Origin of the sequence: Nitrosovibrio sp. Nv6, assembly GCF_900110495.1 — a bacterium.
GTDB lineage: Bacteria > Pseudomonadota > Gammaproteobacteria > Burkholderiales > Nitrosomonadaceae > Nitrosospira.
Genome location: NZ_FODX01000001.1, coordinates 635569 through 662219, shown reverse-complemented (window position 1 = coordinate 662219; position 26651 = coordinate 635569). Strand labels below are relative to the sequence as shown.

The window sequence follows — 26651 nt, the reverse complement described above, 5'->3', positions numbered from 1 at the left end:
AAGAGCAACATCATACGCATCTGGAAACATCCAGTTCTGGTGTCCGCTGGAACGCGGCGCAACAGGAGTCAGGTTAACCGCTAACAGTGTCATAGAGATTCGAGTACCACTGAGTAGCCGATTAAATCAAGCCCATTGGAGGCCTCCATATTAATGGCGATGAAAGAAATGTGCATTTCAGCACCAGTGTTAATATTGGCTGTTACCGCAGTTATCGCGCTTGGACTACCGGAGCTCCCCGCAGGCATCCAGTAAGTGGAAGTCAGCGAACTGGAAGAGACCGCGCCTATTTCTACAGAGGGGTAAATATCATTCAGATCTGCGGTTACGTTGAGCGCATACACTGGCGCGTCAGACGATGTTTCAGAGGTTCCGAGGTAAATGCGGAAAGTACACAGACTCGCCCCCCGCTTGTGCAGTGCAGCCCGAATGCTCAGAACGGAATGCCCTGGAATTATCATCCCGGCTGGAATGGCGAGCGATCCCGCGCCAACTGGAACTGAGAATTTGGCTGGCGCGTTCTCTACAGACGCAACAGGGGCCAGCACAGTACCCCATTGCGATGCGAGCTTAACGGGCCCATTCAACGGCACCCATCCGACAGAGGTTGCCTTCCAAAACGATCCCGCTTCGCCACCTACATCCAGTATATTGATTACCGTGCCGACAGTGGCTAGCGAGTAGTTTGGCTTTGTGGCCCAGGTATAGGTCCATATCCAGTTGCTCATGAATTTGTAAGGTATCTGCTCGAGCTCCAATGCATTACTCATAAAACCTCCTCATTTGTTTCCAATGTCAGTTGCGCTTTCGCCCTTGCGCCCATTGCCTGGTGTGATGCGCACGGTTGCCGGATTTGCTCCACCTCCCGCATCGGGGTATGGATCGTAATTCTTCGCCTCCCACTCACGGCGTTGTTCCACATACGCTGCATCAAATCCAAGCTCTTCCCAGACCATTCCCTGCGGCAATCCGAGGGCTTTCAACTTGAGGCCTCTGTCGGTTGTCTGAGTTGGCGTTTCAGTGCGTCGCTCGGCAAACGTGATGGCGAAATCCTCAGCATCGGGATTGATGCCCTTTAATAGCAGGTGCAAGCGGAATCCAGCCTCGTAGCCAAACGAGAGCGTATCCTGCAGCACGTCTACTTCATCGTAATAGTCGCGCTTCAGATCTTCCAGAATGTCACGCGCCATGCCATCGGTGTAACCCATCATTCCTTTTGGCAGGGGCGAACCGGCAAAGAAGGTATCCAGCAAGTGGACAATGTCGCGGATCTGATCCAGATTGGCATCGCCTTGGACCGCCGACACGCCGCCCTCTTTGTTCATGTAGTAATCGGTTGTAATTTCGTGCTGGTCTTTTTCCACTTGCGCCCGATACTTCTCGATATCCTCTTGAGACGCGCCTTTCAGCACGTGCCCCAGGCGCAGAGGCGCCCGGGTGCGCCGGCGGATCACCAGATCTTCCTCCGTCATATTGAGCTTGCGCCAGGTAGTCCGCGTTGCATCTAGAAATGGGCGCCCAAGGCTGCCCAGGTCATCGAAGTTGTCCGGATCGAAGCGGGCATGGAACAATTGCCACAGGGGAAATGCCGCCAGTTCCGTGCCGGTCATAACATCAAACTGGATGTAGGCTTTTTTTACATCCTTGAACCTTCCTGCCTCGTTTATGTTTGGAAGTATCGTTTCCGATGGCATGCGCACTCCCGCCACCACATTAAATTCTGTGTCCAGTACCCACTGTATTGGCAGGTTTCCCTCCATTACCAGTCCGCGCGCGTCGGATTTAAGTTTCTCAACCCGGTTGAGCTGCAGGCGGCGCTGGAAATCATCCCATTGCCGCGCCAGCGTATCGCTGGATTGGGCCTGCTGCATGATCAGTCCACCCTTGATCGTATCGCGGGCAATGCGACTGTGAATGCGCTTTACCCGACCGTCGAGCCGGTCCATCTCCCGTACATCCAGAATCGCCTGGCGCAGATCGGGATCCACCCACATCAGCCGGTAGAGGTATTTGATCTGGTCTTCCGGAGTAGGACGGCGACCTTTCTCGCTTGTGGTTGAGGTAGCGGCGGCGGTTTCCTGCGGAAGCGCAGGATCCTGTTTCACCAGCCGCGGGAAAATTCTGGACAGAAGATTCATGACGTACCTTTTTTAAGTATTTCTATCGACCTGACGTTTCGCCAGCCATCGATCAGGCCGAATGCGGCCAGTTCCCTGATTTCTGGGATCAGTTCCGGCATATGGGTGTGGACCAATCTGCGGTTTTCAGCAACACGGGCCTGCTCTATTTCGCTAAGCGGCGGCAATACACGCGGCTTTTCATTCTCTATCGGCACGATGGATGATGCTAAGCGTGATTCTCTGCCCGTGGCCAGCGCATATTCGTTCATACAGATGCCTCTATCACCTTGCCAGCGCCGGCAGACTGATTCCCCAGCAGTTGATCGCGAGATTGGGTGCGGTATCCGATCACAGTCGGGACATCCTCCGTGCCGCGGGTTACCAGCGCCCATACCGATGCGCACGCCGCGTCGAACAGGTCATCTCCCAGCTTGGCGTTTGCCATCTTGTAGCTGGCATAACTCGCTTTCGTCGATACCGCCTTGATATTGCCAAGCTGACGGACAAACGCCACCCAATCTGCAGGTCCTGAGAGCGCCGCCACCGAAGGCAGCCAGGCCACGTTGGCGGCTTCTTTTGCTTCTGAAATATCGCGGCCGTCATCAAAATATGGGATGGCCGCTTGGCCATTATGGAATGCGGCTCGTAGCGCGGTTGCCATGCCATGCTTGATCATGCCTTCGAACCTGATCGGGGAGAATGGCCATTCCACCCAGGTGGTGGCGGTGCTTTGCCCGTCACCAATAGTCCGGCGGTCGGTATCGGTCAGCCCACGGGCAAATAACCGGTCATTAAGGCTGGTCAGCATCCCCAATCCATAGGCATCGCCCATTGCATAATCCGGCCGGAAATACTCCCAAAACCCGAGCAGGTCCATTTCCACGACCTTATCGTCCGTACCGGCTGGCCATGACTTCACGAAGGGGAAGGTCACATAATTTCCAATCTGCTCGGATACCACCAGGCTCGATTTTGACGCGGACAGGCTTTCACCATGGCCGCTATGATCATAGCCAAAGGACAATAGTCCTCGTTTCTTGTAACGCCCACCAGGCATTGGCTCGGCAATCTGCAGTCGTGCCTGAAGCCCGACTGACATTGCCTTGCGGATGAATTTTTCCCAGATGTGGTTTTGCGCGGACACGTTCTTGCATAAGAATTGCCGGATGAATTCTCCCTCGGGCAGCTGCATCCGCATTTCATGCATGAATGCCTCATTGAGGATCCCCATCTCTATCCCGAGATAGACATTTACGATCGGGAGCAAGTGGTATTGCTTGGAATCGATCAGCTGCTGCAGCACATCGGCCCCCTTGAAAACGCCGGTAACGCGGATCTGCGGTTTGAACGAAACACCTTTATCCGCGCCCATACGCCTGGCGCCACCCAGCATGGGCAGAAAACGCGACAGCAGCCGGTCCGCCGGCATATCGTCGATTTCCTCGATCGAGGCATAGCTGATCGCATCGCCATCGATCTGGCTCATGATCCCGTATGCGCTGGCCTTGGAGCCATTCACGAACTGGTATTTGGTATCCGAGAGCTGCTCACGCCCGCTTTTGTGAGCGATATAGCCGCGCAGCATGGGTGAACGGCGGATGGCATCGGTATGGTAGTTAAGGTTCCCCTGGGCCTGCTGCAACCGCGGCGCCACAATGCCCAACTCCTGCGCCGGCATGGTTGCATTGTGTTTGAGTGCATGCAGCTCTTTCACCGCAGTCTTACCAGTGCGCCGGCAGGAAACGTCAATGGTGTTCGGGTTTTTATCCATCTCCATGCACTTCAGTACCTGAACAGGATCCAGCTCTACGTTATGCACGTGCTTATGCCATAGCAGATGATCATCCCTGTAGCGCAATATCTCCTGCTCAGACCGATAAGCGACCCGCACTCGTTCACTGGCACTGACGCGGGTCATTTTCCGCTTTCCTGCTGGTACTCGATCAGGATCGGATCGGTATCGGTCTGCTTGTTGGCCCGCATGACTTTCTCAGCCATTGACTCAAGCAGCTGCACTTGGCGCTGCCGGAATGTATCCACACCTTCCTGATTTTCTTTTTCGTGCGCCAGCCGGCCTATTTCGTTGTCTTCTGCCTCGATGACCTTCTGCGTCATGCCCATGTCAGCCAGCGACAATCCGCTTCGTGTGAGTAATTCACCTAGTTGCTTCAGGAGTGGGTGCGCCTGTACATCATCGCGCAGGAGTCGCCTATTTCCTTGTTCGTCAAAATACTCGATGACCTGCGGAGTGCCATCTGGATCGTGCTTCCATACAAGTTTCTCAACCTTTACCCCATCCGCGACAATGGTTTGAATGATTTGCTGAACCAATGCAAAAACAGATGCTTGCAGGTCGGAATAAATACCCATCAAATGCTTGGGGTTACGCTGATCGAATGCTGCGTGATGCAACATGAATAGCTCGGTTTTCTTGACGCAGGCGGGTTGCGATTGGCAGAAAACACGGTCGACATCGCACGTGCTGCAAAAAGCATAGCCATCCGGCTTAGCGGGAAAATAGGTTGCCGTACGTGCAGCGAGGCCGTGTTTCATCGCGTTAAAACGAGTACGCAGCGCCTCTTCTTTGGTGGGGTGTCCCTCAAGATTAGCCGCGGTTGCCGCTCGTCCTTCTTCAGTACGTGGACCCGTGGCATTCGCCCAGGCCTTCAGCAGCCCGCGTTCCCAGCCGGCCTGGTCGCATTCATTCCCACAATGTGGGCACTCGCCGTGGTAAATATACGGATGGTGATCGAGAACCGGCGCATCTTCCACGCGCGCCGGTGCCGCCTTGAACGTGCGATAACACGGACGGCAGTAAAACGTGATCTCGGAAAGGGGCTTGCTACGGTCTATTGCCATGCTGCGCAGTATCGCGCATCATCGCAAGCCAAAAACAGGGAGGATTCCGGCGACATAACGCCGCTATGCCGCCTTCCTTATGAACCGAGCAGGAAACTCAACCTCTACTTTTTTGGTTCGTAGTGAGACCTGATCGGGGAGCCAATAGATCAAGGAGCTATGACTAATCGTCTTCGACGCGTAGCTTACTTCGTGTAATTCCTGTGTAACGGCGTCAGCTAGGCTCGCGGTAGCAATCTCCCAGCCTATCCATTGCTGACTAGATGTGCGCACCGTTCTGGTGGCTATAACGCCCTACCATACTAAGGTTTTGTGCCCTGAAATGCGTTTTACGGTTGGCAAATCGACCCCTGCGTGAACCAAGTGTGTGATTGCGGAGTGGCGTTAGTATGTCGCACCGCTGAAGTTGGATCCGGGCCGGTTCGAGTTACTACCCGTCGAAAAGGCTTGTCCAGATTCACGGTATGTCCCTCTTTCGCCGCTGGCGAGGGAAATAACCAAGGCGTCCCGGGTTGTGGTGCCGCCACACATGCTCAACAAGAAATTTGGCAAGGTGTGCTGTAATTGGCTGCTCGCCTGCGCCCGCTTTCGCTTTCGGAGTCGATATCGTCAACTGGCTAAAGTTGATATGGTGAGGTTTCCAGTGTGGCCAACGGCATCAACGATGCCGGGCAGGTGAGTGAATATTCTGGCATGACTGAAGGTTCTTCCCATGCTTTCATCACCGGGCCTGATGGTGAAGGTATGACCGATCTCAATTAATCTGGACATGGCCGATCGGTGGGAACCCACGCCGGAGAACTACCTTCGTACGTATCCAAAGACCGGATTATTGAAGTGATGGGAGAGCAGATTTCCCCTCAAATAGCGCAGACCATGACGAAGACGAAAGAGGGTGAACTGGTCGAATCGGTGAATGCAAAATCATATGGCTTGCGCTGGCTGCCGGATAATCTCAAAGTGGGGGCGCTGCAGGAATAATCTTAAAACCTTGCCACTACAGACTCTTATCAGGGTCTGTAGTGGCAAGGGGGGAGAGAACATAAGGGGGGAGAGAACATATATGCGAAAACTTCGGGATTCAGGATTGGCCTGCGCTCCGGAAAGCCGTCTTGGTTTTTATATGCCAATGCTGAAATGATTGACGCAGGGCGTCTTTGGACTAAAAGTCACTATTGCCGGTATAGGGCTGCCTTCCACGGAGCACACTTGCTTGGCCGCCCCTGAGATCGATACGTGAATACCTGTCATAGTAGGGCTTGAGATCCACCAGTTATTGGTCATAAAAAAATGTCCCTGGGCGACAATAAAATTTTCAACAACTATCACCTGATTGGACTGATTCGTGATCTTCATCGTGCCTTGCACGGCAAAGTTCAGTTCATTGGGGTAAGTTCCAGCGCTATCACATACTACAGTCTGGCCATTACCAGTTGCTGATTTAAACCAGTCTGCAACGGTAGCTGTTTTCTTTCTCCCAGCATTAACCATGATGTAGGCTTGATCGTGGCCATCCTCCTTTTTTATGCCGGATGTAACGCCGTGATATGGTTGCCCCGATGTTATCGAGTGACTTGTTTCTGTAAAACTAAAAGCTTTCATGCCGTTTATATCAAAATATACATAATTGTCATGGGCGGTGGCCATTTTATTCTCCTTTTTTAGTTAATTCCCAAGCGAAAATGGATGCCCCAATCGCCTGGTTCATTGAGGCTACCAATTCAGAGCTGAAATCAAATCGAGGAATAGAAGAGGAAAACCACCTCACTTACCGTTGCCGGATAATCTTAAGGTGAAGCCATTCAACACTGGCAACCTGGGATGTGGATGTAAGGGTGGGGGCGGACTCGTCAACCAGACCAGCGATCCGGAGCATGTTTTCGAATATGCAAAACATACCGATGAGATCACCCCAGCGCAGGATAGATATTCGCGGGCGCGAATATCTTGTCTTTCCCGCCTATCGGTGTCACAGCCCACGCCAGCCGCTGGCGTTGTCCCTGTAGGAGCATGTCCGGTTCAATTGCGAAATAGCCCAGTATGATCCTTATTGGTAAAATAATTGAACGTCTTTACCTGTTCCCGACATCTGGCATCCCACAATGGTTATCATCGGCAAATGTCCAGAGAATCTTTTCCATGTTCCCTCTGAGAAAGTGCCTAAAGAACTTCTCCTCACTTTCTCTCCCGGATCTTCAATTGGCTCTCACGGGGTCAGGCACCAACCACTGATGAGTAACCGCTCTATACGCCGGCAGGTGTACCAGGAGGACCAACTCGATGGATGTAGCTGAAAACGATACTGATGCGGTACGCTTGCGGCAAACAATGCGGGATTTACTAGCTCTCTCGACCCTGTCTGGGGCGTGGGCTGGCCTAGAACCGGAGGATATTGCCAAGAGGTTCGCTAATGTTCTCTCAAGTACTCTTGATCTTGACTTGGTCTACATTCGCCTTCCCCAGCCCAGCAGCTCTGGCTTTACGGAGGCTATATGCAGTAAGCATCGTCGTGATGCCAACCGCTGCATTTCGGAAACACGGGACTGGCTCGCTTCGCTCTTGACCGATGCTGCTTCGATTCCAGTTGCTATAGTACCTGATCCGTTTGGAACCGGCACTCTGCGAATGACTCTCAATCGATCCGGCTTGGAAGAACATGGCGTTTTAGTCACTGGTTCCCGACGCGTAGATTTTCCAACGGAGGAAGACCGGCTGCTGCTGGAGCTTGGCGCCAACCAGATGGCTGTCGTTCTGCAGCGCCGGCGGGCCGAGCAAGCCCTCCAGCAAAGCGAAGAGCGATTTCATGGTTTTGCCAACGCCGCTCCGGCCATGCTCTGGGTGACGGAGCCAGACGGTTTCTGCTCTTTCCTCTCTCACGGATGGTACGAGTTCACCGGCCAACGCGAGGACCAAGGCCTGGGTTTCGGGTGGCTCAATGCTGTGCATCCGGAAGATCGGGAGACAGCAAGCAAACATTTCCTTTTTGCAAACGAGCGGAATGAAGCTTTCTCCATCGAGTATCGGCTGCAGCGGGCCGATGGCGTGTACAGGTGGATCATCGACGCAGGCCGCCCTCGCTTCTCCCCCGAAGGCCAATTTCTCGGATATGCCGGAAACCTGCTTGATATCACCGACCGCAAGCAGGTCGAGAAGGATCTTCAGGAAAGCCGAGAGCACCTGCGGGCCATCTTTGAATCCGTCGGTGATGGTCTTTATGTAATGGGGCCAGATTTCCGCTGCACCTACGTGAATCCGGCCGGGGCAGCAATGCTTGGTTACCAGGCCCAGGAACTCGTTGGTCGGCAACTGCACAACATCATTCACCACACACACTCGGACGGCCGTCATCGCGCTGTCAATGAGTCCCCTGTCGTCTTAGCCGTGCGTGAGGGCGTGCCCGCGCGCGTGGACGACGATGTCTTCTGGCGGAAGAATGGCAGCACGGTACCGGTTACCTACTCTGTTTCTCCAATAATGGTCGATGGCCGACCCGCTGGAGCGGTCGTCACATACCGGGATGTCACGGAGCGGAAGCAATCCGAAGAAGAGATGGCCGCTCTCCTGGGAATGGAAAAGTGCCGTGCTGCACTTCTGGCACGGGTAGCCAATGCAAGCAAGTCGATGAACGTTGAGTGGTCGGTGGACAGCATTGCCCGGATTTTGACTGAAGAAGCCTGCTCCATGCTTGGAGCCCATCAAGCGGTGACTTCCGTGACTATTTCAGAAAACTGGACACAGGCGATTAGAGCGGTATCACTGTCGGACAAGTATGCTGGTTACCATGCCTATTCTGAGAAGCCTGATGGATCGGGCATTTACATGGAAGTATGTCGGACCAATCGTCCGATGCGGATGACTCAACAAGAGCTGGAAGCCCACCCAGCGTGGAAAGGGTTTGGAAAACATGCCAAAGATCATCCACCGATGAGGGGATGGCTCGCCGTGCCGCTGATCGGCCACGGAGGGAAAAACCTCGGCTTGGTCCAACTCACCGACAAGGCTCAAGGCGAATTCACCGAAGAGGACGAAGCGATTCTGGTGCAGCTCGCCGCGATTGCCTCTGCCGGGATCGAAAACGCCTGTCTTTATGAGCAGGTGCGGGAGCAGGATCGACGCAAGGATGAATTCCTCGCCACGCTGGCTCATGAACTGAGAAATCCTCTTGCCCCCGTTCGTAACGGACTTGCCGTGCTCAAGCTGGCACCTTCGATGGAGGCCGCGGTGAGGACCCGGGAGATCATGGAGCGGCAGGTGGAACATATGGTCCGCCTGATCGACGATCTGCTCGACGTTTCCCGCATCACCAGCGGAAAGATCCGACTCAAGAAGGAGCGGGTAGATGTTCGCACAGTACTGGATGCAGCTCTTGAACTGAGTCGGCCCCTTATTGAGGAAAACAAGCACAGGCTGTTCATTTCGAGTCCTAAAGAGTTGCTCCTGCTTGACGCCGATCCAACGCGTATGGCCCAGGTAGTAAGTAACCTCCTGAATAACGCGGCGAAGTATACTTCCAAAGGAGGACGAATTGAGTTGTCTGCCGAGAGAGACGGCAGCGAAGTGATCATCAGGGTGCGGGATAATGGAGCCGGTCTTACGTCAGAGGCTCTGCCAGAGGTATTTGAATTATTCAGTCAGGTCGGGAAAACCCTGGATCGCTCACAGGGAGGATTGGGTATCGGGTTAGCCATCGTCAAGCGCCTTGTTGAAATGCATAACGGATCCATCGCGGTGGAAAGCCAAGGCCTGGGGCAAGGCAGCACGTTCGTTGTCCGTCTTCCCATTGCCGAAACGCAAATAATCAAGGGGCAAATTGCTGGGGCAGGTGACTCCTGTAGTTTATCTGTTCCCCGTCGCATTCTGGTGGTGGACGACAATGTGGATGGCGCTGAGACACTCGCCATGCTCCTTGTGTTGTCTGGACATACGGTAGAGACGGTTCACACTGGACCGGATGCTCTTAAGGCCGCTCAAACCTTTCAACCTAACGTAATGTTCCTTGACATTGGCCTTCCTGGCCTGAGCGGGTATGAAGTTGCACAACAACTCCGTTCTGATTCGAACATGAAGGGCTTGATCCTTGTAGCATTGACCGGATGGGGATCCGAAGACGACCGCCGACGAGCGCTAATGGCTGGATTCAATTATCACCTTACCAAGCCGGTCGAGATAGAAAAGCTGCAATCATTACTCAGCGAAATAGATCGTTTATGATGGGTAAACTATCACTCATTAGGGCAAGTCCTGGTGATGCAGGTACAGATGAAGTGCAAGACCAGCCAGCATAAGCCATTGGCATGAGCGACCATGAGTATTGCTGACGTCATATTGATGCGAATGTTTGGACGTCCCCGAGGTCGATTAGGACGCTTGGGTGGGGTGATCATGGCGCGAATGAATGACGACAAAGGGGCTTGGGCCGTCGAACTACTGGAAATTGAGTCGAACGACTCCGTGTTGGAAATCGGTTTCGGGCCTGGCATCGTCGTGCAGTACTTGTCGAAGCGGGTGAGCGCTGGGCACGTGACGGGCGCTGACATCTCATCGGTGATGGTCTCGCAAGCTCAAGCGCGGAACCTTGACTCGATTCGAAATGGTCGTGTCGACCTGTGCCAGGCCTCGGTGGAGAGCTTGCCCTTCAAGGAAGAGGCATTCGACAAAGCATTAGCGATCAACTCGATGCAGATCTGGCCTAATCCTGTAGCGGGGCTTAAGGAGCTGCGGCGGGTGATTAAACCCGCTGGCCGAATCGTGTTGGGGTTTACGCCGCATTCCAGACAATCGAAGGAAGGCGTAGCTGGCAGACTGCTTGCGGCCGGTTTTTTCGAACCGCAACTGGTGCAAAAGGATAAGGGTTTCTGTGTGCTCGCAATGAGGCTGTAGCCAGGAACTTCGAAAAGTCATCCGTGAATAACTTCCCTGAATGATCCTGTTACAGCTCGTTCCTGCGGCTACTGCACTTCAACAGAATATGAACCTGGACAAATACGGTGCCCAGCCTGCCATCTGAACCTGCGATTCGGCACGCTCAATGCTCGGATGCTTCGCTGCTTACGCTTACCCTGGCAGCGGCATTTGATAACGATCCGGTTGCGAAGTTCTGTATTCGTACCGATGCAGGCCGCGAACGGGCAATGCGCGCCGGCTTCAAGCGAGCGCTGGACGTATACCAACCATACGGCTTGACCTTTACCGCTAACGATGGAGTGGGTACCGCAATCTGGACTCGCCATGATCAGTGGCAACTTACGTTCTGGCAGGAATGTTCGCTCATTCCACTGTATATGCGCGTCTGCGGCATCAATCGCTTTATGCGTCTCAGTCGAGGATTCGACACGATGAAATCGCATCATCCGGTTGAGCGGCATTATTATCTCTACTTGCTTGGGGTACATCCCGATCACCAGGCACAAGGGCTGGGCAGTGCTCTGCTGCGCGTTATGCTCGCGCGTTGCGACCGCGAGCAGATGCCTGCATACCTTGAAGCATCCAGCCCAAGTAATATTCCCTTCTACCAGCGACACGGGTTCAGGGTAATCAGGAAATTTCAGTTCGGGCCGGGCGGCCCCCCTCTGGCAGCAATGTGGCGGGAGCCGCAGTCGGCTGGCTAACCAGGGGCAAAAAAGCCGGGCTTTGAAATCGAAAATACATGACTTTTCGAGCGCGCGTCTGCCATGGAATCAACTCGATTTCCTGTTTCCCTCGAGCGTTGGGGCATGCTGGTAGGGCCTTGCGTCCGCTGGAATGTCTATCATGAAAGTCGTTCCTCGATGTGCCGAGCTATCGACTCCAATACTTCCGCCATGGCTTTCCGCAACACTACGAACGTACGGCAATCCTATACCCCAGCCTTCTTTGCTCCCTTCTTTTGCAGTGCCTGCTCTTCGGAATACCTGAAATATGCTTTCGGCTTGTTCCTGAGGTATGGGCTCTCCTTCGTTATGCACAGTCAGTATCACGCGTTCGTGTAGCGAATCAATTTTGATCCTGATAGGGGTGTCAGGAGTGCCGTATTTCAGCGCATTGCCAATAAGATTTTCGATTGCCCTTTTGATCGCCTCGCGATCCCACCAGCCTCTGGCCGTTTGGGCAATGAGTTGAAAACGTGCGCCATGCATGACTGAGAACTGTGTGCACACTTCCTTTGCAAGTTCTTGCATGTCGAATTCCTCGAGACGAAGCGGTAACCGTTCTCCATTCTGAAATCTGGCGGAATCCAGCAGATCCTGAATCATTCCATCCATACGCTTGAGGTTGGCTACAATGTGTCCCGCAAATTCCTTTATCTTGGCTAAATCCGAAGACTGTTCGATCAATTGGGCAGCAATGTGCGCATTTGATAATGGATTTCTCAGATCATGCGTAAGAGCGGCGACGAATCTTTCACGCAGCGCTGCTTGGGCAAGAGCGAAAGCATTTACGGCCTCGCGTATCGATACATCAATAGAAGCATTGATCAGAAAAACTTCGTTATCGTCGAGCTGAACATCATTCGACTTTAAAACATCAAAGATCGACCATCTCAGTATTTGATATTCTGATACAACCGAATGAACGTTGTAGTTGGTCAGTCGCGCACGTTCGCCGCCATGTTCAGTAGCTACAGTGTTGCTTTCATCCCCTGGCGTCCTGGGGTAGTCGGGCGTAATGGCTTCTGCAAGGTTGTCATATAGGAATGGGAAGGTATTGATCAGGGCTGGGTGAGGCAGTCGTTCGGCTTCTTTGATGGTTTGCCGAACCCTTTTTACCCATTCCGATAGGACCTCATCTCGAAGCTCCAGCATTCTTCTCCCGGTTGGCGAAAGTTTTTCAGGGTCGAGATTTTGATCGGTAGTCAGAGTCACAATAAAGGGCCTCTCTATCTGTAATAATCATTGAAAATGACAAGTTATGTAATTGTAACCATAAATGTTTACACTGCCCTTCAATAATCGGCTCAAGCAAGGGACCAGAGCCATACCCACTGTTAATGCCTCTTCCAATTACATTTTCCCCATGCCTTGCTTATGATGCTGCCCTGTCTCAGTAATTGCTTTCTTCCAGGTGTCCGTCGCTATCCCAACAGTAGGGAAAATATATTTTCCGTCGAAGTAAAGAGGAGAGAAAATCTCTGAACTGTTTTAAAATCAAAAACGATGGAACAAATAGATCCGCTTGAACGCGATCCAGAGCCATATATAAGATAAGGTTTTTCTGCGCTTATCTGTCTCGATGGTCAAAAGACGGGTAGGCGAAGCCATACGGAATGGACCTCCATCAGCAGGCAATTGGGAGCGGTGTCACCGGTTCGGCAGCAGCGGTATACATCCTGAGCATAAAACTGCTCGACCATATTCTGGCAAGCGCCTGTTTGCCGGCTGATTACTCTTTAACACACGTAAAGACTACAAGTAATGTTTTCCAACCTGCCCAGTTGCGTCATCCTGGATCTGGAGACCACCGGGGGTACGCCTCTCTATGACCGCATTACCGAAATTGCCTTGATCCGGTTTGAATACGGCATTGAAACAGAGTGCTGGCAGACACTGGTCAATCCGGGGATCAGTATCCCGCCCTTCATATCCCGCTTGACGGGCATCACCAACGAGATGGTCAAGGATGCCCCGACGTTCGAAGAGGTGGCACACACACTCTATGGCTACATTGAGGGGACGGTACTGGCAGCGCATAACGTGCGTTTTGACCACGGCTTTCTCAAGAGCGAATTCAGGCGCCTCGGTGCCGTTCTAAGGCAAAAGGTCATATGCACGGTCAAGCTATCGCGCAAGCTCTACCCGCAGCACAGAGGGCATGGGCTGGATGCAATCATGCAGCGGCATGGACTCGGCACGCAAGCACGCCATCGTGCCATGGGGGACGTGGAGCTGGTGATCGCCTATCTGGAGGCAGCCAGGCGCGAACTCGGAGAAGCCCGCATTCTTGAAGCCGTTGTTTCGCTTTTGAGGGAGCCAAGTCTGCCGGCAGGGCTGGATGCGGCGTTCCTGGAAGAGATACCTGATGGTCCCGGTGTCTATCTCTTCTATGGAGAAAACGATCTGCCCCTCTATATCGGCAAGAGTGTCACCTTGCGATCTCGCGTGATGTCTCATTTCAGTGGAGATCATTCCTCCAGCCGCGACATGCGTATCGGACGGGAGGTTCGCCGTGTTGAATGGATCGGGACGGCTGGAGAACTGGGTGCGCTGCTGCTGGAATCGCGGCTGATCAAGGAACGCTTCCCCGTTTATAACCGTGTTCTGCGCAGGTCCCCCAATCTGTTCTCGCTTAGCCTGGCCAGCGGCCTTAACCAGATTCCGCTGGTAAACATCGTGACCAGGGATGAAATTTGCCCGGAGGTTTTCGAGCATCTCTATGGCCTCTTCAGGTCGAAAAAGGCCGCCACGGAAGCGCTTTCAGCCATTGCAAGAGACAACAGGCTCTGCCCCAGGGTAATCGGGATTGAAAGTGGCAAAGGCGCCTGTTTCGCTCACCAGCTAAAACGCTGCGATGGCGTATGCGCTGGCAAGGAGAAGCCCGAGTTGCATTATCTGCGCCTCAGGCAGGCGCTGGGCCCCTTCAGGTTAAAGACTTGGCCCTATGGAGGCAGGATCGGAATTCGTGAACACGATGAGGCATCAAATCGCACCGAGGTTCATGTCTTCGAGAGCTGGTGCCATCTCGCAACAGTGGGAGACGAGAGGGGGCTTGAAGATGTACTGGAGACACGCTCAATGTTGGGTTTCGATCCTGATACTTACAAGCTGTTGCAGCGGTGCCTGAAAAAGAACACTTCGGTAATCCCTTTATAAGAATAGGGATTTTCATCAGCAGCCCTGGAAGAGAAGACAGAAGCGCTGACCATTGACATCCGTCACTATCCAATCTAAAGTAATGACCGCTGGATGCCATTTCATTAAAACGTCAATTTGAATAAAGGAAAGTAACGATGAAAATAACCAAAACGATGTTTGTGAGTCTTGCTTTTGGGTTGCTGTTGGCAGGGACCGCCCAAGCAGCGGAACAGAAATTTACGGTAGTCATTAACGCTTATGACACCACCATTCCTGAGCTTAAGGTCGAAGGCGTGACAGTTAAAAATATTCGCGCTTTTAATGTTCTCAATGAACCCGAGGCGTTGACTGTCAAAAAGGGGACCTCTGTAAAGATTACAATAAACAACAAATCGCCTATCAGCGAGGGATTTTCCATTGACGAGTATAAAATCAAGGAAGTAATCAAGGCGGGAGAAACCAAGGAGATCAGCTTCGTAGCCGACAAGGCCGGCGCTTTTACCATTTGGTGCCAGCTCCATCCCAAGAATATTCACCTGCCCGGCTCCTTGAACGTCATCGAGTAAAGGGATCTTACGGAAACCAGGAAGACGTAGCAGGATCGCATGGAAACAGGAAGCTTCATGCCCTGTTAAAACCCGCTGAAAGGCGGGTTTTTCTTTTCCAGTTCAATCTGGCTTGATAGGGAAGAGCGATGGCAAGTTATTGGGAGAGCTGCAATCCGGCGAATGCCATACTCGGGCAGCCAAAGTTATCCGCCAGAGGCGCGCTTCAGTTCAGCAATATCGATCTTCTTCATGCGCAGCATTGCTTCCATGGTCCTTTGCGACTTTTCCGAATTAGGGTCGTTTAACATCTTGAGTAAAACGCCGGGAACAATTTGCCAGGAAACGCCGTATTTGTCCTTGAGCCAACCGCACTGCTGCGCTTTTTCATCTCCGCCCTCAGACAGCTTCTCCCAGTAATAGTCCACTTCTTCCTGCGTCTCGCAATCGACTTGAAACGAGATCGCCTCATTGAATTTGAACGATGGACCGCCATTAAGCGCGGTAAATGCCTGCCCCTCGAGCTTAAATGTCACCGTCATTACTGTTCCTGCTGGTTTCCCATGTATCTCATGTCCTGCTTCTCCGTAGCGGGAAATGTTCAGGATTTTTGAATTTCGAAAAATACCGGTATAAAATTCAGCCGCCTCTTCGGCCTGATCATCGAACCACAAACATGGCGTAATCTTTTGAGTGCTTTCCATAACGTTTCTCCAAGTCGAAATCGATAAAGGATGAGGATGATCCTGGCCCTCAATCGGACGTTTGCAAAATCCTGGTATTGATAGGGTGACAGGTGGATTGAATGAATGGCGAGTTGCTTTTAGTAATGCTGATAATTCTTCGATTGAATAGATCGGCTTTATAATAAATAGGATAGCATGACAATTCAAACATAATTCTCCCTCATATCTTCTATTAGGCTTGATTCATGTTCAAGCCCGCCCTCAGCAAACTTAACCGCCAGATATTCTGGAATCAACGTGGATGGGGTACCATTATTACCGATCCAATTGGGTGAACCATGGCCGATAGCAGTTTCGTAATCATTATCTCTGTAGTCCTGATCGGAATCCTTTGGCTGGCTGTATGGATTTTGAGAAAAATCGCACGTGGCGAAATTGGAATCAGCGCTAACACGGCCCTGCTGGTAGTTCTGGCCGTAATTCTGCTTGTGCCTTTTGCAATGAATTTTTCCGCTCACCTGATATCCGGCATGACGCACAACTCAAGCCTCATGGAAGATTCTGCCTCTCAGTCCGACCACCATTAAAATGACTCGATGGCGGGATTTTTCCTTGATCAACTCGTGCATCGATAGGGGTTCATTACAGCAGTTACAGCAGGGGAAATTAATATGTCCCGCGGGCTGAGGATTTGGCCGCTGCTCCCAGGCACGCTTCGCTATGAAAAGACACTTTCAACACGCAATCGTGGTCATGGCAAGTTAATCGATGCTCCAATCCTTGCCTATCTGATCGAAACGTCAAATGGCCGCATTCTCTATGATGTGGGCTGCGACTACCGCAAGCTGGCTGATCCGGCTTTGCGCGCCAGCTATTTCGATTCCATGCGCCCTCAGGTTGAACCGCCCAGTATGCAGGAAGGGCAACGAATCCCGCACTATCTGACGCAACTGGGACTCAGTCCATCCGATATAGATATCGTGTTTATCAGTCATCTGCATTTCGACCATGTAGGCGGCGTCTGCGACCTGGAGGGTTGCGAAGTACATATCCAGGCCGATGAGTTGACGGCGGCGCAGACTGGATCAGATGGGAGCGTATTTGCCGATGAATTGGTGAATGCGGATCAGTGGCGGAAAAAAACAGGTGAATATCTGGTGGCGCCGGGAGTGCATGCTATCGCCAGTCCTGGGCATACCGCCGGGCACATGTCGCTATTCATCGAACTGCAAAGAGGTCGGCCAGTCATCTTGTGCGGGGATGCGGCTGATCTGAGAGAGAATCTGGTCGAGGAAATTGCTCCCGGATGCTGCTGGCAGGATAACGATGCACTCGCGCTGACGAGTATCCGTAAGCTTAAGGCACTGGCGCGCGACGAAAATGCCCAGCTATGGCCCAGTCATGATATGGATTTCTTTCTGAGCTTACCAGAATTTCCGGCTTGGAGGGATTGAGGTCGAGTGATCTTCCCGCCAAGTTGTGGCTCACTCGACCTGTTTGCCAGTTGTGTTGGTGACAGCTCAGTTGGGGGTTGAGCGTTGTTTGGCGGCGTCCACGATATGCCCCTGATGAGCGGCGAAGTCACGCTTTGCCTGTTCCTGCGCCATTTGCCTGTGAATGGCGGCTTCTTTTATATTTTCTTCCGCATTCGCTTCATATTTACGAAGCAACGCCGCAGTATGCGACTTCAAATCCTGAGCCTGCCGGCCGTAGAGATAGCCTTTTTCCTCATAATGCTCAAGCAAGTGCTTTTGCTCCTCAGCTTTTGTCTGCATTTCTCTTGCGGCATCTTCAAAATATTTGGTCAAGGCATCATGATCACTGCGCGTTCTGGCGTTCTGCGCAGCCTTGCGCACATTTGTGTTATGGACAGCCTCGTGCGGGCTCACCTGAGCGCATGCAGCCAATAAACTGAGAGATAAAGCCGCGAAAAATTTCCTTGTTTTCATGCCGCACTTTCCTTTAAAATCAAAGAGGACTTTATATAGCGAAAAATACCGGAAAATATAATAAAAACAGAGGGATAGTTGAAACGAGGTAAAATCAAGGGTAAAGCAGGTAAAACCGAAACATCGCGCAATTATGAAAAATTATAAGGACCAAGCGATAATTTGTCAACTATTTTATGTTTAAAGTGTCTTAACATGAGGTGGCAAGCGATAAGTGTTCTATAATTGGATTGCTTGCGATTTCCAATGCAGCGGGAGGAATGGAGACATATCAAATGCTTAATACAATAGGTGAACGTCAGAAGCAATTACTTAAATTGCTGCGCGGAACCAAGCCGGGCATGAGTGTGGATGAACTTTCGAAAGGGCTTGAAATTACGCGAAACGCAGTGCGACAGCATCTTTCATCTCTTGAGGGCGCCGGGCTGGTAACCGCCGGTGCTACGCGCCCATCGGGGGGAGGCCGTCCGCAGCAGCTTTATATTCTTACCGAACGTGGTCAGGAAAGTTTTCCACGACAATACTCGTGGCTTGCACAGTTGGTGGTAGCGTCGGTTCAGCGTGAAGAAGGTGCTGAAAATATGGGCAAGCGCTTGGCCGAGATCGGTGCAGGCATAGCGCAGCAGATACGCGGCCAATATCCGGGGCTGAATACGCAGCAGGAAAAGATCGAGAAGCTTGCCGAAGTCATGGATCAGCTCGGTTACAATGCAAAAAACGCGACATTACCGGGCGGCGAGTCCGTAATTGAAGCCGATAACTGCGTATTTCATCAGATGGCGGTTAAAGATCTTGAAATCTGCCATTTGGACAGGGGGCTTATGGAAACCTTTACCGATAGCAAGGTCGAACATCACGAATGCATGGCCCGCGGAGGAGATCTCTGTCGATTCAGATTCTTGCCGAAAAAGGAGTAGTTTCTACTCCTTTTTTTTGCCTGCGATTTGCCCTGTTTCCTGATTTCCTCGCATTTGACTGCGTCTAATCTCTCAGCCCTTCAGTGCGCCAATAACGCGGATTCCACCAGCACGTCGACACCCCCTTCACCCACAATTGCCTGCGCGGGGATTTTCTCGCCAGCGCGCCATCTTGCCACTGCTTTATGCTTTGATTCTCCACTGACCAGAAAAAGGATCTGCCGCGAGCGGTTAAGCCGCGCAACACTGAGCGACACCCGCTGGGGTGGCCGCTTGGGCGAATTGAAAACCGCCAGCGTGTCGGGCGAATCGGGCGCCACTCCCCATTCGTTGCCGGGGAACAGGCTCGCCGTATGGCCATCCTCCCCAAGTCCTAGCAAAGTCAGATCGAATACACCCACCCCACGCAGGGTTTGCGCGTATTCCTCAGCCGCTTTATCCGCGCGTATTCCACCAGGTATTGCGTGTACTTGACTGGGCGGAATCGGCACGTGATCGAGCCATGCTTCCCCAGCCATTCTGGCGTTCCACTCGGATTCAGTCGGCGGCATGCAGCGCTCGTCACCAAAATAGATATGCCACGCAGACCAGTCGGCAGGCACGGATCGCAACCGCTCGTAAAGCCCTCGTGGGGACTCACCCCCGCAAAGGACCAGGGTAAAACGTCCGTGGTCCTGTATCGCCTTCGCGGCACTATCGAGGATGGCGTTTAGTGCCGCTTCCTGCAGGGCTGGTAAGTCGGTAAATTCATGCCAGCGGCATTGTTCCGGGTTGGTGGGATTCATGGTTGCAGATTACCTGTTCTTGGTTTTTCTTTAAAACAATGGCGGGACAATCCCGATTTTACGCTAATTTTAACCCGTTTCAGCCCAGCTGTTAAAGCAATGAAACGCTAGTCAGGACGAATTGCCATCCGGCCACTGCCGAGAAAGAATACCGCGAGGCCGGAAAATAAATAAAAACCCTGCAACTCAAGTGCCCAGCCGCCCGTGGACGTTAACGTGAATAACTGGCTGCGGTGTGCCAGCACAAGTGCGAAGACCATGTTACCGAAAATCAGCAAACCGCCGAGGCGGGAAAAAACCCCTAGAATAATCATCAAGGGCGCAATGACTTCGCCAGCATAAACTCCATAAGCGAGACCTTGGGGTAGGCCAGTGCTTGTGAGTTGTTTGCTGATAAAGTCGAGAGAACCAGGATTGAGTATCTTGTGTACGCCATGAAACAGTATCAGTATTCCCACTGTAACGCGAAGGATTAATTTGCCTAAGTCATCATTGCGGAATAGGCGGCGCATGTGCTCTCCTTAAATGCGGCAATCAGGGCAGTAGAATTATCGCCGAGGTTCTAGTTATGGATACGGTCTGTCGTTCCGCTTTCAGACTCGACTCCTGCATTGGCTATATTCAGAATAGCACGGGTTGGAATTCAATTTGCGCGAGAAAGTGTATGTGTTGGATGAACGCGACCGAGTCCGGAACCTTGAGCCGCGAGGTTATCCATCAGGCTTCGATTAATCGGAATTGAACGGGCAGGCCGGTCTGTAGCGGCCGGTGTACATTGATTCGGGCAAGTTGATTCGTGCAGCTCGGTTTGCGGCAATCAAACGTTTGGACGGCGCCGGATGCGCGGCAGATAAGCTGACGCACTGCTGCTTCCTGCGCTTTACCGCGTCGAACATCATGGTCAGCTACTATTTGGGCGAAGCGCTATTTTGCCGAAATCCATCAAAAGCACTGACCCTTTCCGCCCTCTCTGCCCTTGAGGCAGCGTAATTTTTGTCCTTGAGTTTCGAGGCAATTTGCCGGTGAGAGGCAGCTTCTGCTACGTCCTGCCTGGCGGCTTTTTCATACTTTCGTACTAACGCCTCGGTATGCGCTTGGAGATCCTGAGCTTTTTTACCGTAGAGATAGCTTTTTTCTTCATAGTGCTCAAGCAACAGCTTTAATTCAGTTGCCTTTGCTTGCATCTTGGCGGCCTCGTCTTCGTAGTACTTGGCGACGACCTCGTGCCTTTTTCTGGCCTCTTCCTCATAGTATTTTTCCAGAGCCTCATGGTTGCCACTGCCAGCAACATTGTCCCCGGTTTTTTGGGTAGCCGAATTCCCGGCAGCGAGAGCTGGGGGGCTTAGCATCGCCAACAAGATGAGTATCGGTAGAACAGTAAAAATCCCTCCCGTTTTCATCATGCTGCGCCGTAGCGTTCGATTTTCAGTTTCAGCGATGTGGAGCATTAGAGCTTCGCAGAGTTTTCGCTAAAGTATGTCCATGATTAAAGATATCAGATGAGCAAGACTTCGTCAATATTAATATGTCTAAAGTGATGTTGTGCTTATCCTGGGGGAGAAAGGAGGATGGCGATCTCCCATAGCCGCGCTTGAGCATGGGTCGCGAGCTTGATCGGGAAGAAACCTGTTGACCAGCTTGGCTCACGCAGCGCTGTGAACAAAAATGACAGGGAATCGCTTCGGAAGAGATGGAAAGGTGGCAATGTATAGAAGCCTATACATTGCCTTTGCCGTTATTGCGGGGAAAGCAATATCTGGCTATTATTTCTCGCTGACTTCGAATTGTTGCATTTGAGTTGCTACCTCAATGTCTGCCGCGGATGCAGACGAGATCATTGCAGCCAACAAGCCGATGAGATAAAAAATAGCAACGAATTTTCCGGTTTTCATCATCATACCTCTATATCGTTTAGTTGATGGGACTTACGGAGCTACGCTTTTATTCCAATCTTCAATTGTGAAGAATTTGTGAGTACGGTGTGAAGCATATGTGAAAAATCGGGTCTTTGTCAACATTATTATATTGACAATAATCATTGAAATGACCGTTTCAAGTACAGATGATCTTCCCAAATTTGATGGCGTGCGGACTTCAACATTCCTCTGACGCATTTCATTTGGACGAATGAGAATGAAGAATCTGGTTATGCGCAAATGAATATGGGAATACTTATGGCGTCTTGAATCAACGGTTTGTGTGCGCGCAAACGCTGTCACGGGCTCGCGTTACGCTTTTTGCCCTATTCCTGAAACCACGGCAACGATAGCATCGCGATTTATCCGGTCAGGTTGATGTCGCGCCGATCATCGATCATATTGCGGTTCATTTTCTTCACAATTGCGGTGCCAGCAGAGCGCGAGAAAATTAAATCTGTCTTCGAGCAGGTTTCCGCTGGGAGGGAGAATTTATCTTGAGAGGGAACGGGGGGGGGCAGAAAATCAGTGAAATTTACCGGTTTGCCCGCACGTAAAGCGGAAACGATAACAGCAGGGTTTACATCGTGAACGGCTTGAGTGATTTGGGAAGATGAACTGAAAACACAGCGCTAACCGACCGGTTTAGCTCTTGTGGGGTAAACGCCTTGATCAGGGACAGGACCGACGATGGAGAGAATTGCTACAGGTACTTAAACAATAAGGGCAATGTACGGACATCTGTACATTGCCACAGATTTTATTCCTCGGAAACCGTATTCTGATGAGGCGCGCCAATGGCGCTTAGCCTGGCGGCGGGATAGCTGTTCTCTTCGAGTTTTGAGGCTAACTGACGGTGCCAGGCGGCTTCTTTAAAGTTAGCGCTTGCTTCTTTCTCGTACTTGCGTATCAATGCATCCGTATGAGCTTGCAAATCCTGGGCCTGTCTGCCATAGAGATAACTTTTGTCCTCGTAATGCTCAAGCAGCTGCCTTTGTTCCCGAACTTTTTCCTGAGTCTGGGTGGCCAGGTCTTCGTAGTATTTTGCCACAGCCTCGTGATCGCTTCGTGTGGCGGCACTATGAGCTGCTGCATTAATACCAAAATCCTCGGCAACCGCTGCCGATGGACCCAACGCAATAAACAAACCAAGCAGGGATAAAGTTGCAACAATATTTTTAGTATTCATCATCACACCTCTCTAGCATTCGGTAGATGGAAAAATCGCGAAGTTTCCGCATAATTATTTCCAACGACCTTAATGTGAAGAATATGTGAAGATCGACCCTTTGTCAACTTATTTATGTTTAAAGTGTCTTTTGCTGATATTTATCAACCTTGCGGGCGCCTGATCGAGGCTTGTTAGTAAACGTGCCAGAACCGGGACGGCGCTCAGCGGCTTTCCGGGTTCAGGTAAAGTGACAAGCAGGAATTCGGCTCGTGGGAAAGATAGACCTGATGCGCAAGAGCTTCCGGCGCTCGCTCAGAATCCCTTCAAGAAGTTTTTTCGCTGAAAGGTGGCCTCCTGTTGCCGAGGGATAGTTGTTGCATACCGATACCCCGTTTCCGTCAGTCAGAGCCTGAGCCATAGCCATAGTCGTGGACGTAGTCGGCTGAGGCGTTGGGTTCTGCCCAACAATAAGATATGGTGCCGGGCGAAACCCGATCAGGCTCCGCGAGGATTCGGGTGAGGACTGAGGTCAGTCCGACGAGCGGCTGAAGATTACCCCAAAGCGTATCATTCCTTCTTCATCTCGTGCCCGCCAAACTGGTTGCGCAGGGCCGACAGCATTTTATTCGAGAACGATTCGGAATCGCGGGATTGCAATCGTTGCAACAATGCCAGCGTAATGACCGGTGCGGCGACGTCGAGATCGATGGCCTCGGCGACGGTCCAGCGCCCCTCGCCGGAATCCGACACATACGGGGCGATGCCTTCCAAGTCCGGATTTTCCGCCAGCGCTGCCGCGGTCAGATCCAGCAGCCATGATTGCACAACGCTGCCGTCGCGCCAGATCTCGGCTACCTGGTGCAAATCCAGATTGAATTCCTTTTTGTGGCGCATGATCGCAAAGCCTTCGCCATATGCCTGCATCAAGCCATACTCGATGCCGTTATGGACCATTTTGGTGAAGTGTCCGGCGCCGCTGGGGCCGACGTGGCCCCAGCCTTTATCCGACGCCGGAGCCAGGGATTCGAAGATAGGACGCAATCGCGCAACCGCTTCGTCATCGCCGCCCACCATGATGCTGTACCCGTTTTGGAGACCCCATACGCCGCCGCTGGTGCCCGAATCCACATAGTGAATTCCACTCTTCTTCAACATTTGCGAGCGGCGTTGCGTATCTTTGTAATTCGAGTTCCCACCATCGATAATCACATCATCGGGGGCCAGCAACGGTAATAATGTATTAATCGTTTCGTCCACGGGATTACCTGCGGGAATCATCAGCCAGATGATACGCGGCGGTTTCAGTTTACTGACCAAGTCTTCATGTGATCCCGCCGCCACAATACCTTGTTCCTCCAACTGCTTGAACGCTTCCCTCGTGCGGGCAAAGCCGACTACCCGGTGCCCGTCGCGCGACAGCCTTTGCGCCATAGGGCCGCCCATCCGGCCTATACCGATCATTCCAAGGTCCATTGTTTCTCCTTTAGGTATTCTTGATTGTTAAAGGACAGCCCAGAGTGGTTCAGGCCGGGTGATTGCACGTAGCGAGAATATCCTGCCGTTTGTTTTTCAATTCGGCCAGCAACTTGTCATAGGATGCGGCAAAAGCGGCCGCGCCGTCATTTTGAAGCTTTTCGGTAGCGGCCTCGAGATCGATGCCCAGAGTTTCCAACTGCGCAATATCTGTCTTTGCTTGCGTTATATTCTCCAGCAGCGTTTCACGCACGCGTCCGTGATCGCGGAACGCCGCAAGGGTTTTGGGCGGAACGGTGTTGACAGTATCCCGGCCGATCAATTCTTCTACATATAACACATCGGAGTACGCAGGGTTTTTGGTGCCCGTGCTTCCCCACAGCGGGCGCTGCACGCGAGCCCCTTTATCGCGTAAAGCGGCAAACGGTTCGCCATAAAATATTTCACGGAAGCGCTGATAAGCAAGCTTGGCATTGGCGATAGCGACCTTGCCGCGCAGAGCGAGCGCCTCCGGCGTGCCGATTTTCTCCAGCAGGGGATCGATCAGGACATCCACGCGACTGACAAAAAATGATGCGACCGAAACAGGCCAGACATTCAACCCGCTCGGCGCCGCTGCGGATTGGCGGCTAAGCCCGGCCATATATGCATGCGCGACCGCCTCGTAGTGCCGTAGCGAGAACATTAGCGTGACGTTGACATTGACGCCGTCACTGATCAATTGCTCTATCGCCGGGATACCCTCCGGGGTAGCAGGAATCTTGATCATCAGATTGGGGCGCTGCACAGCCTGCCAAAGCCGCCGTGCTTCCGCGATGCTGCCTGCAGTATCGTGAGCGAGATGTGGCGAGACTTCAAAACTGACATAGCCGTCGCCGCCATCCGCTTCATCATACACGGGTCGCAACACATCGGCGGCCATGCGGATATCTTCGACAGCCAGGGCCTCGAACAGCGCCTTGTCGCTTTGCTTGTCGTCCGCCCGCAGCAATTGCCGCAACGCATCGTCATAGCTGTGGCCGCGAGTCATGGCCTGTTCGAAAATAGTGGGATTACTGGTCAGGCCTCGCAGTTTGTCGTCAGTTACCAGACGTTGCAATTCTCCGCTATTGATGAGATCGCGGCTGATCGAATCCAGCCAAATGGATTGGCCGCATTGCAATAACTGTTCCAGTGGATTCATGTAATTTATCCTCCTTTAGCGATAGGCACTGTTGCAAATGGCCGCGGTTGAATGTTTCTATGCAGTGGACAGCACCATACCACTGTTCGAGACTTTAGCTACCCGCGGGGGAGTTGACGTGCCTTATTTCGCAATTGGCGGTGCGCTCGCGCGCATCTCCTGAAGTAAAGCATAATGATGGGACAATACAAATCGTGGATCATTCAACGGATCAGCCGCTTCGTCCATGCCAATGCAGAGGCCATGGTACGCGGATAAGTACCCCAGGCAAAACCCAGCCTTGAGGCAAGGACATCAAAAGACATCAACTGAAGGCTGGGGCGTCAATCAGCCTATGGCAAAACAAGTCGCGATAGCGCAACGACAACGAGTGTGGGAGCGACTAAAAATATTGACTAGAAATGATTCTTCCAATCGCGGATCGCGGCAAATACGCTGACACGATCCGTTAATGGTTTGCCGGAATACTTGCTGGCATTCCGGATTATTTCCGGCTCGTCGCAACGGAGGAACGGATTGGTGGCCTTCTCCATTTCGATGGTGGAAGGAAGGGTGGGCGTATTCTGTTTGCGCAATTTCTCAACCTCCCGTTCGCGTTCCATCAACGCCTGGTTGCCTGGCTCGACCGTTCTGGCGAAGCGAATATTGTTGAGTGTATACTCATGGCCGCAATAGACTAGCGTTTTGTCGGGTAAATCGGCCAGTTTTTCCAACGAATCGACCATTTGCCTGGCCGTACCCTCGAACAATCGGCCGCAGCCGCAGGCAAATAGCGTATCACCACAAAACAGCAGGTTTGCGCCATAATACGCGATATGTCCGGCAGTATGGCCTGGGATGTCAAGCACCCTCAGGCTGAGCGAGAATTCCGGAAGATAGGCGCAGCCTTCCTCGCTCTCTTTGTCACTGCATTCTTTGAGGCGATGCGTGAGCGTGGGAATAGATTCGTGCTCAGGGCCATAAACCGGCACTGAAAATTCCCGCAACAGACTCGCATTTCCGCCCACATGATCATTGTGATGATGCGTATTGAGAATCGCGACGAGTTGCAGCTTTTCCTGCCTCAAGTAATCCAGTACCGGCGAGGCATCGCCCGGATCAATCACAGCGGCGTGAAAATGGTCGCGGATGATCCAGATATAATTATCGGTAAATGCGCGAACCGGAACGATATGCGGCGTCATGATAATTGGCGGCTTATGCTTATTCAGCGTAAAAAAATTCAGGTGTGAAGTCGATGCCGACGGTAATGTTCGTCGGTCTAATAAATACTATCAGCT

The 26651-nt window shown here is 52.2% G+C and carries 28 protein-coding genes; 10 read left to right on the top strand and 18 right to left on the bottom strand.

Annotation, left to right across the window (positions count from 1 at the left end):
* Nucleotides 1-89 precede the first annotated feature (89 nt).
* Genes BMX66_RS03180 through BMX66_RS03160 form a run of 5 tightly spaced genes read right to left on the bottom strand, consistent with a single transcriptional unit; the run spans nt 90 to nt 4979 of the window.
* Nucleotides 90-770 (bottom strand): hypothetical protein, encoded by a 681-nt coding sequence (locus tag BMX66_RS03180; RefSeq protein WP_090878280.1) that lies wholly within the window; start codon nt 768-770, stop codon nt 90-92.
* A gap of 9 nt (nt 771-779) precedes the next feature.
* Complete coding sequence (locus BMX66_RS03175; RefSeq protein WP_090878278.1) at nt 780-2138, bottom strand: hypothetical protein; 1359 nt, start codon at nt 2136-2138, stop codon at nt 780-782.
* Nucleotides 2135-2389, bottom strand: coding sequence for a hypothetical protein (locus BMX66_RS03170; protein ID WP_090878276.1), 255 nt, complete (start codon nt 2387-2389; stop codon nt 2135-2137). Before BMX66_RS03170 ends, BMX66_RS03175 begins: the two co-directional genes overlap by 4 nt.
* A complete protein-coding gene (locus BMX66_RS03165) occupies nt 2386-4038 on the bottom strand; it encodes a hypothetical protein (RefSeq protein WP_090878274.1) in 1653 nt (550 codons plus the stop codon). The genes BMX66_RS03170 and BMX66_RS03165 overlap by 4 nt, the downstream gene beginning before the upstream one ends.
* Nucleotides 4035-4979, bottom strand: coding sequence for a hypothetical protein (locus BMX66_RS03160; RefSeq protein ID WP_090878272.1), 945 nt, complete (start codon nt 4977-4979; stop codon nt 4035-4037). Before BMX66_RS03160 ends, BMX66_RS03165 begins: the two co-directional genes overlap by 4 nt.
* A 645-nt stretch (nt 4980-5624) precedes the next feature.
* Between BMX66_RS03160 and BMX66_RS15285 the strand changes: the two genes are divergently transcribed.
* Entirely contained in the window at nt 5625-5741 is a 117-nt protein-coding gene (locus BMX66_RS15285) for a hypothetical protein (RefSeq protein WP_121169237.1), read from the top strand.
* Nucleotides 5742-5759: 18 nt separating this feature from the next.
* Nucleotides 5760-5960 carry a hypothetical protein gene (locus BMX66_RS15280; protein WP_143058188.1) on the top strand — a complete coding sequence of 67 codons (201 nt, stop codon included), beginning with the start codon at nt 5760-5762 and terminating at the stop codon, nt 5958-5960.
* 138 nt (nt 5961-6098) lie between these two features.
* On the opposite strand, the gene BMX66_RS03150 is transcribed toward BMX66_RS15280, so the two are convergent.
* A complete protein-coding gene (locus BMX66_RS03150) occupies nt 6099-6626 on the bottom strand; it encodes a hypothetical protein (RefSeq protein ID WP_090878271.1) in 528 nt (175 codons plus the stop codon).
* Nucleotides 6627-7259: 633 nt separating this feature from the next.
* Here BMX66_RS03150 and BMX66_RS03145 point away from each other — a divergent pair.
* From BMX66_RS03145 to BMX66_RS03135, 3 genes are all read left to right on the top strand, one after another.
* Nucleotides 7260-10190 carry a PAS domain S-box protein gene (locus BMX66_RS03145; protein ID WP_090878269.1) on the top strand — a complete coding sequence of 977 codons (2931 nt, stop codon included), beginning with the start codon at nt 7260-7262 and terminating at the stop codon, nt 10188-10190.
* A gap of 93 nt (nt 10191-10283) precedes the next feature.
* Nucleotides 10284-10859, top strand: coding sequence for a class I SAM-dependent methyltransferase (locus tag BMX66_RS03140; protein ID WP_177168723.1), 576 nt, complete (start codon nt 10284-10286; stop codon nt 10857-10859).
* Between the two features lie 107 nt (nt 10860-10966).
* Complete coding sequence (locus BMX66_RS03135) at nt 10967-11587, top strand: GNAT family N-acetyltransferase (protein WP_090878267.1); 621 nt, start codon at nt 10967-10969, stop codon at nt 11585-11587.
* A 69-nt stretch (nt 11588-11656) separates the two neighbouring features.
* On the opposite strand, the gene BMX66_RS03130 is transcribed toward BMX66_RS03135, so the two are convergent.
* Nucleotides 11657-12820, bottom strand: a complete 1164-nt coding sequence (locus tag BMX66_RS03130) for a sensor histidine kinase (RefSeq protein ID WP_090878265.1) — start codon at nt 12818-12820, stop codon at nt 11657-11659.
* Nucleotides 12821-13369: 549 nt separating this feature from the next.
* On the opposite strand from BMX66_RS03130, the gene BMX66_RS03125 reads away from it, so the two are divergent.
* On the top strand, nt 13370-14764 hold the full coding sequence (locus BMX66_RS03125; RefSeq protein WP_090878263.1) for a 3'-5' exonuclease family protein: 1395 nt from the start codon (nt 13370-13372) through the stop codon (nt 14762-14764).
* 137 nt (nt 14765-14901) lie between these two features.
* Nucleotides 14902-15312, top strand: a complete 411-nt coding sequence (locus BMX66_RS03120) for a nitrosocyanin (protein WP_090878261.1) — start codon at nt 14902-14904, stop codon at nt 15310-15312.
* A 185-nt stretch (nt 15313-15497) separates the two neighbouring features.
* On the opposite strand, the gene BMX66_RS03115 is transcribed toward BMX66_RS03120, so the two are convergent.
* Both BMX66_RS03115 and BMX66_RS15275 read right to left on the bottom strand, forming a co-directional pair.
* Nucleotides 15498-16184: a VOC family protein gene (locus tag BMX66_RS03115; protein WP_255398787.1), complete on the bottom strand. Its 687-nt coding sequence runs from the start codon at nt 16182-16184 to the stop codon at nt 15498-15500.
* Entirely contained in the window at nt 16181-16495 is a 315-nt protein-coding gene (locus BMX66_RS15275; RefSeq protein ID WP_143058187.1) for a hypothetical protein, read from the bottom strand. Before BMX66_RS15275 ends, BMX66_RS03115 begins: the two co-directional genes overlap by 4 nt.
* A gap of 153 nt (nt 16496-16648) precedes the next feature.
* On the opposite strand from BMX66_RS15275, the gene BMX66_RS03105 reads away from it, so the two are divergent.
* Nucleotides 16649-17431, top strand: a complete 783-nt coding sequence (locus BMX66_RS03105) for an N-acyl homoserine lactonase family protein (protein ID WP_090878255.1) — start codon at nt 16649-16651, stop codon at nt 17429-17431.
* Nucleotides 17432-17497: 66 nt separating this feature from the next.
* Here BMX66_RS03105 and BMX66_RS03100 read toward each other — a convergent pair whose 3' ends face one another.
* Nucleotides 17498-17926 carry a hypothetical protein gene (locus BMX66_RS03100; RefSeq protein WP_090878253.1) on the bottom strand — a complete coding sequence of 143 codons (429 nt, stop codon included), beginning with the start codon at nt 17924-17926 and terminating at the stop codon, nt 17498-17500.
* A 275-nt stretch (nt 17927-18201) separates the two neighbouring features.
* On the opposite strand from BMX66_RS03100, the gene BMX66_RS03095 reads away from it, so the two are divergent.
* Nucleotides 18202-18843 carry a helix-turn-helix transcriptional regulator gene (locus tag BMX66_RS03095; RefSeq protein ID WP_090879781.1) on the top strand — a complete coding sequence of 214 codons (642 nt, stop codon included), beginning with the start codon at nt 18202-18204 and terminating at the stop codon, nt 18841-18843.
* 80 nt (nt 18844-18923) lie between these two features.
* Here BMX66_RS03095 and pgl read toward each other — a convergent pair whose 3' ends face one another.
* The 7 genes from pgl to tal all read right to left on the bottom strand — a co-directional run bounded on the left by pgl (nt 18924) and on the right by tal (nt 25371).
* Nucleotides 18924-19628, bottom strand: coding sequence for a 6-phosphogluconolactonase (gene pgl / locus BMX66_RS03090; protein ID WP_090878250.1), 705 nt, complete (start codon nt 19626-19628; stop codon nt 18924-18926).
* Between the two features lie 107 nt (nt 19629-19735).
* Nucleotides 19736-20140 carry a DoxX family protein gene (locus tag BMX66_RS03085; RefSeq protein ID WP_090878248.1) on the bottom strand — a complete coding sequence of 135 codons (405 nt, stop codon included), beginning with the start codon at nt 20138-20140 and terminating at the stop codon, nt 19736-19738.
* Between the two features lie 396 nt (nt 20141-20536).
* The gene (locus tag BMX66_RS03080; protein ID WP_177168722.1) at nt 20537-21076 is read right to left on the bottom strand and encodes a hypothetical protein; all 540 of its coding nucleotides are present in this window, start codon (nt 21074-21076) and stop codon (nt 20537-20539) included.
* Nucleotides 21077-21391: 315 nt separating this feature from the next.
* Nucleotides 21392-21526 (bottom strand): hypothetical protein, encoded by a 135-nt coding sequence (locus tag BMX66_RS15945; protein ID WP_255398786.1) that lies wholly within the window; start codon nt 21524-21526, stop codon nt 21392-21394.
* A 778-nt stretch (nt 21527-22304) separates the two neighbouring features.
* Nucleotides 22305-22736: a hypothetical protein gene (locus BMX66_RS03075; RefSeq protein WP_369826950.1), complete on the bottom strand. Its 432-nt coding sequence runs from the start codon at nt 22734-22736 to the stop codon at nt 22305-22307.
* A 546-nt stretch (nt 22737-23282) separates the two neighbouring features.
* Complete coding sequence (gene gnd / locus BMX66_RS03070; protein ID WP_090878245.1) at nt 23283-24188, bottom strand: phosphogluconate dehydrogenase (NAD(+)-dependent, decarboxylating); 906 nt, start codon at nt 24186-24188, stop codon at nt 23283-23285.
* A gap of 49 nt (nt 24189-24237) precedes the next feature.
* Nucleotides 24238-25371, bottom strand: coding sequence for a transaldolase (gene tal, locus BMX66_RS03065; RefSeq protein WP_090878243.1), 1134 nt, complete (start codon nt 25369-25371; stop codon nt 24238-24240).
* Nucleotides 25372-25408: 37 nt separating this feature from the next.
* Between tal and BMX66_RS15940 the strand changes: the two genes are divergently transcribed.
* Nucleotides 25409-25534: a hypothetical protein gene (locus BMX66_RS15940; RefSeq protein ID WP_255398785.1), complete on the top strand. Its 126-nt coding sequence runs from the start codon at nt 25409-25411 to the stop codon at nt 25532-25534.
* A 232-nt stretch (nt 25535-25766) separates the two neighbouring features.
* Here the strand turns inward: BMX66_RS15940 and gloB are convergent, their stop codons facing one another.
* Nucleotides 25767-26555 carry a hydroxyacylglutathione hydrolase gene (gloB, locus tag BMX66_RS03060; RefSeq protein WP_090878241.1) on the bottom strand — a complete coding sequence of 263 codons (789 nt, stop codon included), beginning with the start codon at nt 26553-26555 and terminating at the stop codon, nt 25767-25769.
* Nucleotides 26556-26651 lie beyond the last annotated feature (96 nt).